The 13,092-nt window shown below is 69.6% G+C and carries 12 protein-coding genes; 9 read left to right on the top strand and 3 right to left on the bottom strand.

Annotation, left to right across the window (positions count from 1 at the left end; translation table 11 throughout):
- The first annotated feature begins 364 nt into the window (after positions 1 to 364).
- A complete protein-coding gene (gene eccD, locus ACZ7FF_RS44105) occupies positions 365 to 1,858 on the top strand; it encodes a type VII secretion integral membrane protein EccD (protein ID WP_470820296.1) in 1,494 nt (497 codons plus the stop codon).
- A gap of 102 nt (positions 1,859 to 1,960) precedes the next feature.
- Here eccD and ACZ7FF_RS44110 read toward each other — a convergent pair whose 3' ends face one another.
- The gene (locus ACZ7FF_RS44110; protein ID WP_470820298.1) at positions 1,961 to 2,254 is read right to left on the bottom strand and encodes a DUF397 domain-containing protein; all 294 of its coding nucleotides are present in this window, start codon (positions 2,252 to 2,254) and stop codon (positions 1,961 to 1,963) included.
- A 265-nt stretch (positions 2,255 to 2,519) separates the two neighbouring features.
- Here ACZ7FF_RS44110 and rpsO point away from each other — a divergent pair, with 265 nt between their 5' ends.
- From rpsO to ACZ7FF_RS44135, 5 genes are all read left to right on the top strand, one after another.
- Entirely contained in the window at positions 2,520 to 2,807 is a 288-nt protein-coding gene (gene rpsO, locus ACZ7FF_RS44115) for a 30S ribosomal protein S15 (RefSeq protein WP_046416809.1), read from the top strand.
- Between the two features lie 296 nt (positions 2,808 to 3,103).
- On the top strand, positions 3,104 to 5,320 hold the full coding sequence (locus tag ACZ7FF_RS44120) for a polyribonucleotide nucleotidyltransferase (protein ID WP_470820300.1): 2,217 nt from the start codon (positions 3,104 to 3,106) through the stop codon (positions 5,318 to 5,320).
- Complete coding sequence (locus tag ACZ7FF_RS44125) at positions 5,317 to 6,696, top strand: M16 family metallopeptidase (RefSeq protein WP_470820302.1); 1,380 nt, start codon at positions 5,317 to 5,319, stop codon at positions 6,694 to 6,696. Before ACZ7FF_RS44120 ends, ACZ7FF_RS44125 begins: the two co-directional genes overlap by 4 nt.
- Before the next feature lie 39 nt (positions 6,697 to 6,735).
- Positions 6,736 to 7,488, top strand: a complete 753-nt coding sequence (gene dapB, locus ACZ7FF_RS44130) for a 4-hydroxy-tetrahydrodipicolinate reductase (protein WP_470820304.1) — start codon at positions 6,736 to 6,738, stop codon at positions 7,486 to 7,488.
- A 13-nt stretch (positions 7,489 to 7,501) separates the two neighbouring features.
- Positions 7,502 to 7,957, top strand: coding sequence for a hypothetical protein (locus ACZ7FF_RS44135; RefSeq protein WP_470820306.1), 456 nt, complete (start codon positions 7,502 to 7,504; stop codon positions 7,955 to 7,957).
- A gap of 91 nt (positions 7,958 to 8,048) precedes the next feature.
- On the opposite strand, the gene ACZ7FF_RS44140 is transcribed toward ACZ7FF_RS44135, so the two are convergent.
- On the bottom strand, positions 8,049 to 8,606 hold the full coding sequence (locus ACZ7FF_RS44140) for a hypothetical protein (protein ID WP_470820308.1): 558 nt from the start codon (positions 8,604 to 8,606) through the stop codon (positions 8,049 to 8,051).
- Between the two features lie 90 nt (positions 8,607 to 8,696).
- The gene (locus ACZ7FF_RS44145) at positions 8,697 to 8,933 is read right to left on the bottom strand and encodes a hypothetical protein (protein WP_470820310.1); all 237 of its coding nucleotides are present in this window, start codon (positions 8,931 to 8,933) and stop codon (positions 8,697 to 8,699) included.
- 214 nt (positions 8,934 to 9,147) lie between these two features.
- Here ACZ7FF_RS44145 and thyX point away from each other — a divergent pair, with 214 nt between their 5' ends.
- From thyX to ACZ7FF_RS44160, 3 genes are all read left to right on the top strand, one after another.
- Positions 9,148 to 9,897, top strand: coding sequence for an FAD-dependent thymidylate synthase (gene thyX, locus ACZ7FF_RS44150; RefSeq protein ID WP_470820311.1), 750 nt, complete (start codon positions 9,148 to 9,150; stop codon positions 9,895 to 9,897).
- Positions 9,898 to 10,107: 210 nt separating this feature from the next.
- Positions 10,108 to 11,007, top strand: a complete 900-nt coding sequence (dapA, locus tag ACZ7FF_RS44155; RefSeq protein WP_470820313.1) for a 4-hydroxy-tetrahydrodipicolinate synthase — start codon at positions 10,108 to 10,110, stop codon at positions 11,005 to 11,007.
- 155 nt (positions 11,008 to 11,162) lie between these two features.
- Positions 11,163 to 12,848, top strand: a complete 1,686-nt coding sequence (locus tag ACZ7FF_RS44160) for a ribonuclease J (protein WP_470820314.1) — start codon at positions 11,163 to 11,165, stop codon at positions 12,846 to 12,848.
- Positions 12,849 to 13,092 lie beyond the last annotated feature (244 nt).

Consider the following 13,092-nt stretch of genomic DNA (forward strand, 5'->3'; position numbering starts at 1 on the left):
TCCGTGGGCACTTCGGACGGCAGCGCCCGAGGCGGACGCTTCACGACGATGTGACTCACTGCTCCCCAATTCCTTTGCCGGGCCCCATGAATGAGGTCCGCCCCCCGTTGATGGACGGACGCAGGCCGCCGCGTGATCCTACTGACTTCACCGGTGACCGGTGGGGGGTAGGGTGCCGGGTGTTCGCTTGAGCACACGCGAACACACCTCGCGAACCGGGGTATTCCGTGCGAGGCGTCACCGCACACCACCCCTGGCGGAGCCGGGCGGCGCCATCCGCGCCACCCCCCGGCGGTCCCGCCCGGGGAGAGATGCAGGATTCTCACATCACGGGCGCAGAACCATCACTTAGGGGGAGCACAAGGTGAGCACGACAGCCACGGGGACGCCGGTGTCCGGCGTGGGCCCGGGATCCGGGCTCGGTTTCTGCCGGGTCACGATCGTCGCGCCCGACAGCCGGATCGACGTGGCGCTGCCCGACGACATCCCGGTCGCCGACATCTACCCGGAGATTCTCCGGCTCTCCCGGCAGAACCCCGCCGAGGGAGCGCCGGTCGGCTACCACCTCGTGCGCCGGGACGGCACCGTCCTCGACAGCTCACGTTCCTTCGCCGCACAACGGATTCTCGACGGCGAACTCCTCACGCTGCGCCCCTTCTCCGACTCGTTGCCGCCGGCCGTCTTCGACGACGTCTCCGAGGCGGTCGCCTCGGCGGTGACCCGGCACCGCACCCTGTGGAGCGAAGACCTCACGCGCGCCGCGGGCCTCGCCGGCGCGGGCGTCCTGTCGGCCCTGCTCGCCTTCGTCGCCTGGAACGCCGATCCCCGGCACGACATGCACAGCCTGCCCGGCATCCTCGCGGGCGTCGCCGGCGTGCTGCTCGTCGTGTTCGCCGCCGTACGGGGCCGTGTCTACGACGACCGGGGCTCGGCGGCGGCCCTGGGTCTCGGCGCCCTTCCGAACGTGGGTGTGGCCGGCTCCGGGCTTCTCTCCCTCGCCCATGGCCAGGGAATCGGCAAACTGCAGTTCCTGCTCGCCTGCGCCGCCGTACTGATCGCCTCGGTCGTCCTGACGCTCTGCACGCCGGGCGGGGACGCCCCGTTCGTCGCGGTCGTCCTCGCGTCCGCGCTCGGTCTGGTCAGCGTGTTCACGGCGATCCTCGTGCACTGGTCACCGAAGGAGATCGCCGCCCTCTGCGCACCGGTCGCGGTGGGCGGCCTGGCCTTTCTGCCCGGGTTCTCCATGCGCTTCGCCCGGCTGCCCGTCGGCTTCGACCCGCCGGACTCCACGCAGAACAGCGCGTACGGCACGGAGACCGCCGTGCAGGAGCCGGTCGACATGAGGCGGATCGAGGCCCAGGCGCGCCGTGGCCACGAAATCCTGGTCGGCCTCGTCGGCGGCTGTGCGCTCACCGCCCTCGCCTCGTCCGCGGTGCTCGGGTTCTCCGACGACATCTGGGCCCAGCTGCTCGCCTGCGCGACGGCCGTGGCGCTCCTCATGCGCGCCCAGCTGTTCCGCTACACCGGGCAGGTCGCCCCGCTCCTGGCGGCCGGCCTCGGCTCCTTCGTCCTGCTCGGCCTCGGCCTGGCGCTCAACCCGCCGCACTCCGTGCTGCGCGAGGCTCTGAACGGAGACCGCTCCGGCCTGGACATCCGGGCGATCTGGCTGGTCGCGGCGATCGCGGTCGGGGCGGCCCTCGTGGCGGCACTGGGACTCATCGTCCCGCGCCGGGGTCTCAGCCCCTTCTGGGGCCGCTTCCTGGAGATCACCGAGGGCTTCGTGCTCCTGACCCTGGTCCCCCTGGCGCTCGCCGTGTTCGACGTGTACGCGACGGCCCGAGCGATGACCAGCAAGTGATCCGCCGGGCGCGGACCTGAAGCACTGACACAAGCACGCACAGAAGCGCTGACATGCGGAAAGGGGCGGCACACACGCGTGCCGCCCCTCAGTCCGCCTCGCTCACTGTGCCGCGAGCCCCTCGTTCGTCTCCGACGGCTCCAGGTCGAACTCCCCGTCCCGCGCCCCCAGCACGAACGCCCGCCACTCCGCCTCGGTGTAGCGCAGCACCGTGTCGGGGTCGAGCGAGGACCGCATGGCGACCGCCCCGCCCGGCAGGTACGCGATCTCGACCCGCTCCTCGTGCTCCTCGGTACCCGGGGCGCACTGCCACTCGACGCCCGAGATGTCGAGCGCGTAGAGCTCGTCCCGCTCCCGCTCCTTGCGCGCCTTGATCTCCGCTTCCGACTCCGTCATCGTGCAGCGACCCCTTCCCGGCATCACGTACGGTCCCGGCGCTCACCCTAGTGGCCGTCGGCCGCTCTCCAGGGGGCTTCGCCGACCGCGGGAAACCGGCCCGCAACCGCCTGGTACCCTGAGTGACGGCCGCTTGTGTACGCACCCCCGGAGCCACGGCTCCTGAGGCCGCGCGCAGCGGATCCCGCCTTCCGAGTCACGGAAGCTCCCCCGAGAAGCAGACCGGGGGCACTCGGTGGGCACTTACAGACTATGAGGAGTACGCGTGTCGCTCGACGCCGCTACGAAGAAGCAGATCATCGGCGAGTTCGGTACCAAGGAGGGTGACACCGGCTCCCCCGAGGTCCAGGTCGCCCTGCTCTCCCGTCGGATCTCCGACCTGACGGAGCACCTCAAGGCCCACAAGCACGACCACCACAGCCGTCGTGGCCTGCTGATCCTGGTCGGTCAGCGCCGTCGCCTGCTGCAGTACCTGGCGAAGAAGGACATCCAGCGCTTCCGTGCGCTGGTCGACCGCCTGGGCATCCGCCGCGGTGCGGCGGGCGCCAAGTAGTACGCCGTGAGGGGAGCGGTTCCCGGTCTGACTCGGGGGCCGCTCCCTTTGCTGTACGTGCGGAAACGTGCGCGGTGTCACTCACGCTTTGTAGTGTGGTGGCACAACGCAATACGCATGACACAGAACGAGGAGAAGTGCGCCTCGCCGCCGCCGGTCCTCGGTAGTGGCCCCCGGGGGGAAGCGAGCCCCGGGTGCTTCGATCGAAGACCGGCCCGCACAGCCCGGCGCGCTTCTCCACCACCGTCCCCCTGCCACACGGGCAGCCCAGGGACGAAGACGAGGAGAAAACGCTAGTGGAGAACGAGACCCACTACGCCGAGGCCGTTATCGACAACGGCGCATTCGGCACCCGCACCATCCGCTTCGAGACGGGCCGCCTGGCCAAGCAGGCCGCCGGCTCCGCCGTGGCGTACCTGGACGACGACACCATGGTGCTGTCGGCCACCACCGCCTCCAAGAACCCCAAGGACCAGCTCGACTTCTTCCCCCTCACGGTGGACGTCGAGGAGCGGATGTACGCCGCCGGCAAGATCCCCGGCAGCTTCTTCCGCCGTGAGGGCCGTCCCTCCGAGGACGCCATCCTCACCTGCCGTCTGATCGACCGCCCGCTGCGCCCGTCCTTCAGGAAGGGCCTGCGCAACGAGATCCAGGTCGTCTGCACGGTCATGGCCCTCAACCCCGACCACCTGTACGACGTCGTCGCGATCAACGCCGCGTCCGCGTCCACGCAGCTGGCCGGCCTGCCCTTCTCCGGCCCGATCGGCGGCGTCCGCGTCGCGCTGATCCACGGCCAGTGGGTCGCCTTCCCGACGCACACCGAGCTCGAGGACGCCGTCTTCGACATGGTCGTCGCGGGCCGCGTCCTGGAGGACGGCGACGTCGCGATCATGATGGTCGAGGCCGAGGCCACCGACAAGACCATCCAGCTGGTCGAGGGCGGCACCGAGGCGCCGACCGAGGAGGTCGTCGCCGCCGGTCTCGAGGCCGCGAAGCCCTTCATCAAGGTCCTGTGCCGCGCCCAGGCCGACCTCGCCGCCAAGGCCGCCAAGCCGACCGGCGAGTTCCCGATCTTCCTCGACTACCAGGACGACGTCCTGGAGGCCCTGACCGCCGCGGTCAAGCCCGAGCTGGCCCAGGCGCTCACCATCGCCGGCAAGCAGGAGCGCGAGGCCGAGCTGGACCGCGTCAAGGCGCTCGCCGCCGAGAAGCTCCTGCCGGAGTTCGAGGGCCGCGAGAAGGAGATCTCCGCCGCGTACCGCTCCCTGACCAAGACCCTGGTCCGCGAGCGCGTCATCCGGGAGAAGAAGCGCATCGACGGCCGCGGTGTCACCGACATCCGCACCCTGGCCGCCGAGGTCGAGGCCATCCCGCGCGTGCACGGCTCCGCGGTGTTCGAGCGTGGCGAGACCCAGATCCTGGGCGTCACCACCCTCAACATGCTCCGCATGGAGCAGCAGCTGGACACCCTCTCCCCGGTGACCCGCAAGCGCTACATGCACAACTACAACTTCCCGCCGTACTCCACCGGTGAGACCGGCCGCGTCGGTTCCCCGAAGCGCCGCGAGATCGGCCACGGCGCCCTCGCCGAGCGCGCGCTCGTGCCGGTGCTGCCGACGCGCGAGGAGTTCCCCTACGCGATCCGCCAGGTCTCCGAGGCGCTGAGCTCCAACGGCTCGACGTCCATGGGCTCGGTCTGCGCCTCCACCATGTCGCTGCTGAACGCCGGTGTGCCCCTGAAGGCCCCCGTCGCCGGTATCGCCATGGGCCTGATCTCCCAGGAGATCGAGGGCGAGACGCACTACGTCACCCTCACCGACATCCTCGGTGCGGAGGACGCCTTCGGCGACATGGACTTCAAGGTCGCCGGCACCAAGGAGTTCGTGACCGCCCTCCAGCTCGACACCAAGCTGGACGGCATCCCGGCCTCCGTCCTGGCCGCGGCCCTCAAGCAGGCCCGCGACGCCCGCCTGCACATCCTCGACGTGATGATGGAGGCCATCGACCGGCCCGACGAGATGAGCCCGCACGCCCCGCGGATCATCACCGTCAAGATCCCGGTCGACAAGATCGGTGAGGTCATCGGCCCCAAGGGCAAGATGATCAACCAGATCCAGGAGGACACGGGCGCCGAGATCACCATCGAGGACGATGGCACGATCTACATCGGTGCCGCCGACGGCCCCTCCGCCGAGGCCGCCCGCGCCACGATCAACGGCATCGCCAACCCGACGATGCCCGAGGTCGGCGAGCGTTACCTCGGTACGGTCGTCAAGACGACCACCTTCGGTGCGTTCGTCTCCCTGCTGCCCGGCAAGGACGGTCTGCTGCACATCTCGCAGATCCGCAAGCTCGCCGGCGGCAAGCGCGTGGAGAACGTCGAGGACGTCCTCGGTGTGGGCCAGAAGGTCCAGGTCGAGATCGCCGAGATCGACTCCCGCGGCAAGCTCTCCCTCGTTCCGGTGATCGAGGGCGAAGAGGGCGACGAGAACAAGGACGACGCCGAGCAGTGACGTCCCGTAGCTCCCAGGTGACGGCCCGCCCCTCTTCGGAGGCGCGGGCCGTCGCCCGTACCCAAACCCTCATCAAGGGCACCAACGGCATCGGCACCGTCCGCAAGACCACCCTCCCCGGTGGCCTGCGCATCGTCACCGAGACCCTGCCCTCGGTCCGCTCCGCGACCTTCGGCATCTGGGCGCACGTCGGCTCCCGCGACGAGACCCCGGCCCTGAACGGCGCCACGCACTACCTGGAGCACCTGCTCTTCAAGGGCACCTCCAGGCGCAGCGCGCTGGACATCTCCGCCGCCATCGACGCCGTCGGCGGCGAGATGAACGCGTTCACGGCCAAGGAGTACACGTGCTACTACGCGCGTGTCCTCGACACCGACCTGCCGCTGGCCATCGACGTCGTCTGCGACATGCTGACCGGCTCGCTGATCGTCGAGGAGGACGTCAACGTCGAGCGCGGCGCGATCCTCGAAGAGATCGCGATGACCGAGGACGACCCGGGCGACTGTGTGCACGACCTGTTCGCGCACACCATGTTCGGGAACAACGCCCTCGGCCGCCCCGTCCTCGGCACGGTCGACACGGTCAACGCCCTCACCGCCGACCGCATCCGCCGCTTCTACCGCAAGCACTACGACCCGACGCACCTCGTGGTCGCCTGCGCCGGCAACATCGACCACAACAAGGTCGTCCGACAGGTCCGTGCGGCCTTCGAGAAGGCGGGCGCCTTCAAGGACACCGACGCGCGGCCCATCGCCCCGCGCGACGGCAGCCGTACGATCCGCACCTTCGGCAAGGTCGAACTGCTCGGCCGCAAGACCGAACAGGCACACGTCGTCCTCGGCATGCCGGGCCTCGCCCGCACCGACGACCGGCGCTGGGCCATGGGCGTGCTCAACACCGCCCTCGGCGGCGGCATGTCCTCCCGGCTCTTCCAGGAGGTCCGGGAGAAGCGCGGCCTCGCCTACAGCGTGTACTCGTACACCTCGGGCTTCGCCGACTGCGGCCTGTTCGGCGTCTACGCCGGCTGCCGCCCGAGCCAGGTGCACGACGTGCTGAGGATCTGCCGCGACGAACTCGACCAGGTCGCCGTCAACGGTCTCTCCGACGACGAGATAGGCCGCGCCATCGGCCAGCTCCAGGGCTCCACCGTCCTGGGCCTGGAGGACACCGGCGCGCTGATGAACCGTATCGGCAAGAGTGAGCTGTGCTGGGGCGAGCAGATGTCCGTCGACGACATGCTGGCCCGGATAGCCGCGGTGACCCCGGACGAGGTCCGCTCGGTCGCCCGCGACATCCTGGGACAGCGCCCCTCGCTGTCGGTCATCGGCCCACTGAAGGACAAACAGGCAGCGCGGCTGCACGACGCTGTCGCCTAACTCCCTCCGTCGGATTCGGTAAGTCGGTAAGGACAAGAGATGAGCAAGCTGCGCGTGGCGGTCCTCGGAGCCCGGGGCCGGATCGGGTCCGAGGCGGTCAAGGCCGTCGAGGCCGCCGAGGACATGGAACTGGTCGCTGCCCTCGGCCGGGGCGACAAGCTGGAGACGCTGGCGGAGACCGGCGCCCAGGTCGCCGTCGAACTGACCACCCCGGCCTCGGTCATGGGCAACCTCGACTTCTGCGTGCGCCACGGCATCCACGCGGTCGTCGGTACGACCGGCTGGACCGACGAGCGCCTCGCGCAGCTGAGGGGCTGGCTCGACCAGTCCCCGGGAACCGGCGTGCTCATCGCCCCGAACTTCTCCATCGGCGCCGTGCTGACCATGAAGTTCGCGCAGATCGCCGCGCCGTACTTCGAGTCGGTCGAGGTCGTCGAGCTGCACCACCCCAACAAGGTGGACGCCCCGAGCGGCACGGCCACGCGCACGGCGCAGCTCATCGCCGAGGCCCGCCGGGCGGCCGGTACCGCCCAGGCGCCCGACGCCACGGTCACCGCCCTGGACGGCGCCCGCGGCGCCGACGTCGACGGCGTCCCGGTCCACGCCGTACGCCTGCGCGGCCTCCTGGCCCACCAGGAGGTGCTGCTCGGCGCCGAGGGCGAGACCCTGACCGTCCGCCACGACTCCCTGCACCACAGCAGCTTCATGCCGGGCATCCTGCTCGGCGCCCGCCGCGTGGTGACCACTCCGGGCCTGACCTTCGGCCTGGAGCACTTCCTCGACCTGAGCTGAGACAGTCCCCCTGATGCGCGCGAAGATCACCTACCTCGTCACGGCCGCCGTCCTGGTCTTCTACTTCGTCCTGGTCGGCAGCCGCGGCGTGATGCTCATAGAGTCCGGCACGGTCGTCACCGTCAGTTTCGGGATCGCGGTGCTGATCCTGCCGGTCATCGGCGTGTGGTTCCTGTGGAAGAACACCCAGTTCGTCCGCCGGGCCAACCAGCTCGCCGCCGAGCTCGACGCCGAGGGCGGTCTGCCCGTGGACGAGCTGAAGCGAACCCCCGGCGGCCGCATCGACCGCGACTCGGCCGACGAGATCTTCGCCAAGCGCCGGGCCGAGACCGAGGCGTCCCCCGACGACTGGCGCTGCTGGTTCCGCCTCGCCGTCGCCTACCACGACGCCCGGGACACCCCGCGCGCCCGCAAGGCGATGCAGCGCGCCATCGCCCTGCACGACGGCAGGACCCCTGCCGAGGCCTGAAACGGCGCCGCTCCCGTGACCGAGACCGGTCGCGGGAGCGGATCCTGATCGAATCGAGGGGTGCGGGGCCCCGGACGGGCCACCGCGGCGTTCAGTCGCCGCGGCCGTTCTCCGCGGCCCACGCCTCCACCACGTCCGCCGCCCGGTCGAAGGCGGCCGGGCGGGCCAGGAAGTCCAGCGTGTGCGTGGTCAGCAGCGGCGGTGTGTCCCGGGCCGCCCGGTCCTTGCGGACGAGCGTCAGCGCCTGCCCCTGCACCGAGCGCGGCAGTCCCAGCCAGCGCACCGGCTGCTGCACCGTCCGCACGGAGAGCACCCGCGCCCACGGAACCGTGCGCGTCACCAGGAAGCCCACGTGGCGCAGCCCGTGCCCGTTCACCCACACGCCCATGCGCAGCAGCCGCAGCGCGCACGCGATGATCACCAGACCCGTGCCGAGGATCGCGCCGGCGGAGGACACCGAGCCGGTAAGAGCGATGAGCACGGCCGCGAACAGCACGAACGAGGCGAGCAGCAGCACCAGCGCGGACATGCCCACCCGCCAGGGGCCTGGCCGGTAGGGGCGCCGCCAGCGGTCCCGGTCGTCGTACGGCAGGGCGCTCTCGGAGGCCGCCTCGAAGGTGCGGTCGGCCGTCAGGAAGGGCAGGGGCACGGCTGGTCCTCACTCGGTCCTCGCGTGGGCTGTGCCCGGTGAGGCTATCCGGCCCGGTTCCCGCTCACCAGCCTTGAGCGGCCGGAAGGGTCAGTGCCCCTGGGAAGCCTGGGACTGCTGAACCGGCGTGCTGGACGGCGTGGAGAGGGCCGGCATGCCGAGGATCAGGGAGCCCACCAGCCCGGCCACGACGGTGAGACCCAGCAGCCAGCGCCCGGCCATCTCGCCGACGGACGCGCGCCTGCGGGGCGGGGGAGTCACATTGCTGCTGAACCTGTCGGCTTCGGCGAGGAAGGCGAAGGGTACGGGCTCGCGCCGACGGAACATCGCGGATGCCGCTCCTCTCGGGGTCGGGGTCGATCCGGTGGTTCGGGATCGAAACGGTGGTTTGGGGTCGAACGTGCAGCCCTCACCGATACAGACGATCGAGTGACACAAAAGGTGCCCATGTCCGAAAAAATCGTGGGTGCGTTTTTTGAGGCGAGGTACTGCCTCCGCCCCCGGCGGGTGCCCCGTAAGGTGGGCGCGAACCACAGCAGTGATGGGAAGGACCCCAACCCCCGTGACCACGCCCGAGTCGCTCACGTTCCGCAGCGACGTCACCGTCGAGCTGGTGAAGTCCAGTGCTTCGGACGCCGACGTCCTCTTCGCCGCCCGCGTCTCCACCGCCGGCGAGCAGTCCCTGGACGAGCTGGGGAAGGACCCCGAGCGCTCGAAGGGCCTGATCAACTACCTGATGCGCGACCGGCACGGCAGCCCGTTCGAGCACAACTCCATGACGTTCTTCGTCAGCGCCCCGATCTTCGTCTTCCGCGAGTTCATGCGGCACCGGGTCGGCTGGTCGTACAACGAGGAGTCCGGCCGCTACCGGGAGCTGCAGCCGGTCTTCTACGTCCCGGACGCCTCCCGCAGGCTCGTCCAGGAGGGCCGCCCGGGCAAGTACGTCTTCGTGGAGGGCACCCCGGCCCAGCAGGAGACGGTCGGCAGCACCCTCAGGGAGTCCTACGAGCAGGCCTACGCGGCCTACCAGAAGATGCTCGCCGAGGGAGTCGCCCGCGAGGTCGCCCGCGCCGCCCTGCCCGTCGGCCTCTACTCCTCGATGTACGCCACCTGCAACGCGCGCTCCCTGATGCACTTCCTCGGCCTGCGCACCCAGCACGAGCTGGCCAAGGTGCCGTCCTTCCCGCAGCGGGAGATCGAGATGGTCGGCGAGAAGATGGAGGCGGAGTGGGCGAAGCTCATGCCGCTGACGTACGCCGCCTACAACGCGAACGGGCGCGTGGCCCCCTGACGAAGCCCTGTTCCCCACCAGGAACGGATGTACGGGTCAGCCTCGCGAAGTGTCCGTATTGCGGCATTTAGAGAACTTCATCTAGCCTGATCAAACGGACCCGGCACTGCTTGAACCCCCGAGCAGGCAGTGCCGGGCTCCATATTTGTCCTGACTTACCCGGCACCCCGAGGGCAGACCACGCATTGAGCACCGAGTAGCGTGTTACCCATGGCTCCGACCTCGACTCCGCAGACCCCCTTCGGGCGGGTCCTCACCGCCATGGTCACGCCCTTCACGGCGGACGGCGCACTCGACCTCGACGGCGCGCAGCGGCTCGCAACCCACCTGGTGGACGCAGGCAACGACGGCCTGATCATCAACGGCACCACCGGCGAGTCGCCCACCACCAGCGACGCGGAGAAATCGGACCTCGTACGAGCCGTGGTGGAGGCGGTCGGCGACCGCGCCCACGTCGTGGCCGGTGTCGGCACCAACGACACGCACCACAGCATCGAGCTGGCCCGCGAGGCCGAGCGGGTCGGCGCCCACGGCCTCCTGGTCGTCACGCCGTACTACAACAAGCCCCCGCAGGAGGGCCTGTACCGGCACTTCACGACCGTCGCCGACACCACCGGCCTGCCGGTCATGCTCTACGACATCCCCGGCCGCAGCGGCGTCCCGATCAACACCGAGACCCTCGTCCGGCTCGCCGAGCACCCCAGGATCGTCGCCAACAAGGACGCCAAGGGCGACCTCGGCCGCGCCAGCTGGGCCATCGCCCAGTCCGGCCTCGCCTGGTACTCCGGCGACGACATGCTGAACCTGCCCCTGCTCTCCGTGGGCGCGGTCGGCTTCGTCTCGGTCGTCGGCCACCTCGTCACCCCCGACCTGCGCGCCCTCGTCGACGCGTACGTCGCCGGTGAGGTCGTCAAGGCCACCGAGATCCACCAGAAGCTGCTCCCGGTCTACACCGGCATGTTCCGCACCCAGGGCGTCATGACCACCAAGGCCGCGCTCGCCCTCCAGGGCCTGCCCGCCGGACCCCTGCGCGCGCCCATGGTCGAGTGCTCGCCCGAGGAGATCGCACAGCTCAAGATCGATCTTGCCGCAGGCGGGGTACAGCTCTGACAACAGGCTTTGCACCACCCGAACTTCACAACTGAATCGACAACCGCATAAGCGGGCACCGGTGCCCGCACCCCACAACGACAACTGCTTACGCACGAACGTCATGCGCGCCACGTGCCGTACCGGTACGTGGCGCGCGTGGTGAGGAGAGTCTTTTGAGTCATCCGCATCCTGAACTCGGCTCGCCCCCGCCGCTCCCCGAGGGCGGCCTGCGTGTCACCCCGCTCGGCGGTCTCGGCGAGATCGGCCGGAACATGACGGTCTTCGAGTACGGCGGCCGTTTGCTGATCGTCGACTGCGGAGTGCTCTTCCCCGAGGAGGAGCAGCCCGGAATCGACCTGATCCTGCCGGACTTCTCGTCCGTCCGGGACCGCCTCGACGACATCGAGGGCATCGTCCTCACCCATGGGCACGAAGACCACATCGGCGGTGTCCCCTTCCTGCTCCGCGAGAAGCCGGACATCCCGCTGATCGGCTCCAAGCTGACCCTCGCCCTCATCGAGGCCAAGCTCCAGGAGCACCGGATCCGCCCGTACACCCTTGAGGTGGCGGAGGGGAACCGGGAGCGCATCGGCCCCTTCGACTGCGAGTTCATCGCCGTCAACCACTCCATCCCGGACGCCCTGGCCGTCGCCATCCGCACCCCCGCCGGCATGGCGGTGCACACCGGCGACTTCAAGATGGACCAGCTCCCGCTGGACAACCGGCTCACCGACCTGCACGCGTTCGCGCGGCTGAGCAAGGAGGGCATCGACCTCCTGCTCACCGACTCCACGAACGCCGAGGTGCCGGGCTTCACCCCGCACGAGCGCGACATCTCCAACGTGCTGCGCCAGGTCTTCGCCGGCGCCCGCAAGCGGATCATCGTGGCGAGCTTCGCCAGCCACGTCCACCGCATCCAGCAGATCCTGGACGCGGCGCACGAGTACGGCCGCCGGGTCGCCTTCGTCGGCCGCTCCATGGTCCGCAACATGGGCATCGCCCGGGACCTCGGCTATCTGAAGGTCCCGCCGGGCCTGGTGGTCGACGTCAAGACGCTCGACGACCTGCCGGACCACGAGGTGGTCCTGGTCTGCACGGGTTCCCAGGGCGAGCCGATGGCGGCGCTGTCCCGCATGGCCAACCGGGACCACCAGATCCGCATCGTCGAGGGCGACACGGTCATCCTCGCGTCCTCGCTGATCCCGGGGAACGAGAACGCGGTCTACCGCGTGATCAACGGCCTGACCCGCTGGGGCGCCAACGTCGTCCACAAGGGCAACGCCAAGGTGCACGTCTCCGGCCACGCGTCCGCGGGCGAACTGCTGTACTTCTACAACATCTGCCGCCCCAGGAACCTGATGCCGGTCCACGGCGAATGGCGCCATCTGCGCGCCAACGCCGAGCTGGGCGCGCTGACGGGTGTGCCGCACGACCGCATCGTCATCGCCGAGGACGGCGTGGTGGTGGACCTGGTCGAGGGCAAGGCCAAGATCTCCGGCAAGGTTCAGGCCGGTTACGTCTACGTCGACGGCCTCTCCGTCGGTGACGTCGGCGAGCCGGCCCTCAAGGACCGCAAGATCCTCGGCGACGAGGGCATCATCTCGGTCTTCGTGGTCGTGGACTCCTCCACGGGCAAGATCACCGGTGGTCCGCACGTCCAGGCCCGCGGTTCCGGCATCGAGGACTCGGCCTTCACCGACGTCCTTCCGAAGATCACGGAAGTCCTGGAGCGGTCCGCCCAGGACGGCGTCGTGGAGCCCCACCAGCTCCAGCAACTCATTCGGCGCACCCTGGGCAAGTGGGTCTCGGACACCTATCGCCGCAGGCCGATGATCCTGCCTGTGGTCGTGGAGGTCTGACGGACCGTCGGCGTGAGCCCGGAGCGGGGCGCCTCGGTTTGCATCGAGGCGCCCCGCTCCAGTACGTTTACGGCTCCGCCCAACCGGGAACCCCAACACTTCATGTGCTGGACACAGGTGCCCCGGAGCGGGTGGGAAAACCGACTCAGAACTTCTGATAAAGTCGGAACCGCCGGAAAGGGAAACGCGGAAGCGGAAACCTGGAAAGCACCGAGGAAATCGGATCGAGAAAAGATCTGATAGA

The organism is Streptomyces sp. NPDC037126 (assembly GCF_055605965.1).

Excerpts from the sequence above, each read along its gene's own strand:
- ACZ7FF_RS44145 (WP_470820310.1), bottom strand. The coding sequence starts at position 8,933 with ATGTTCCGTCGGCGCGAGCCCGTACCCTTCGCCTTCCTCGCCGAAGCC.
- dapA (WP_470820313.1), top strand. The coding sequence starts at position 10,108 with ATGGCTCCGACCTCGACTCCGCAGACCCCCTTCGGGCGGGTCCTCACC.
- ACZ7FF_RS44110 (WP_470820298.1), bottom strand. The coding sequence starts at position 2,254 with ATGACGGAGTCGGAAGCGGAGATCAAGGCGCGCAAGGAGCGGGAGCGG.
- thyX (WP_470820311.1), top strand. The coding sequence starts at position 9,148 with ATGGGAAGGACCCCAACCCCCGTGACCACGCCCGAGTCGCTCACGTTC.
- ACZ7FF_RS44135 (WP_470820306.1), top strand. The coding sequence starts at position 7,502 with ATGCGCGCGAAGATCACCTACCTCGTCACGGCCGCCGTCCTGGTCTTC.
- dapB (WP_470820304.1), top strand. The coding sequence starts at position 6,736 with ATGAGCAAGCTGCGCGTGGCGGTCCTCGGAGCCCGGGGCCGGATCGGG.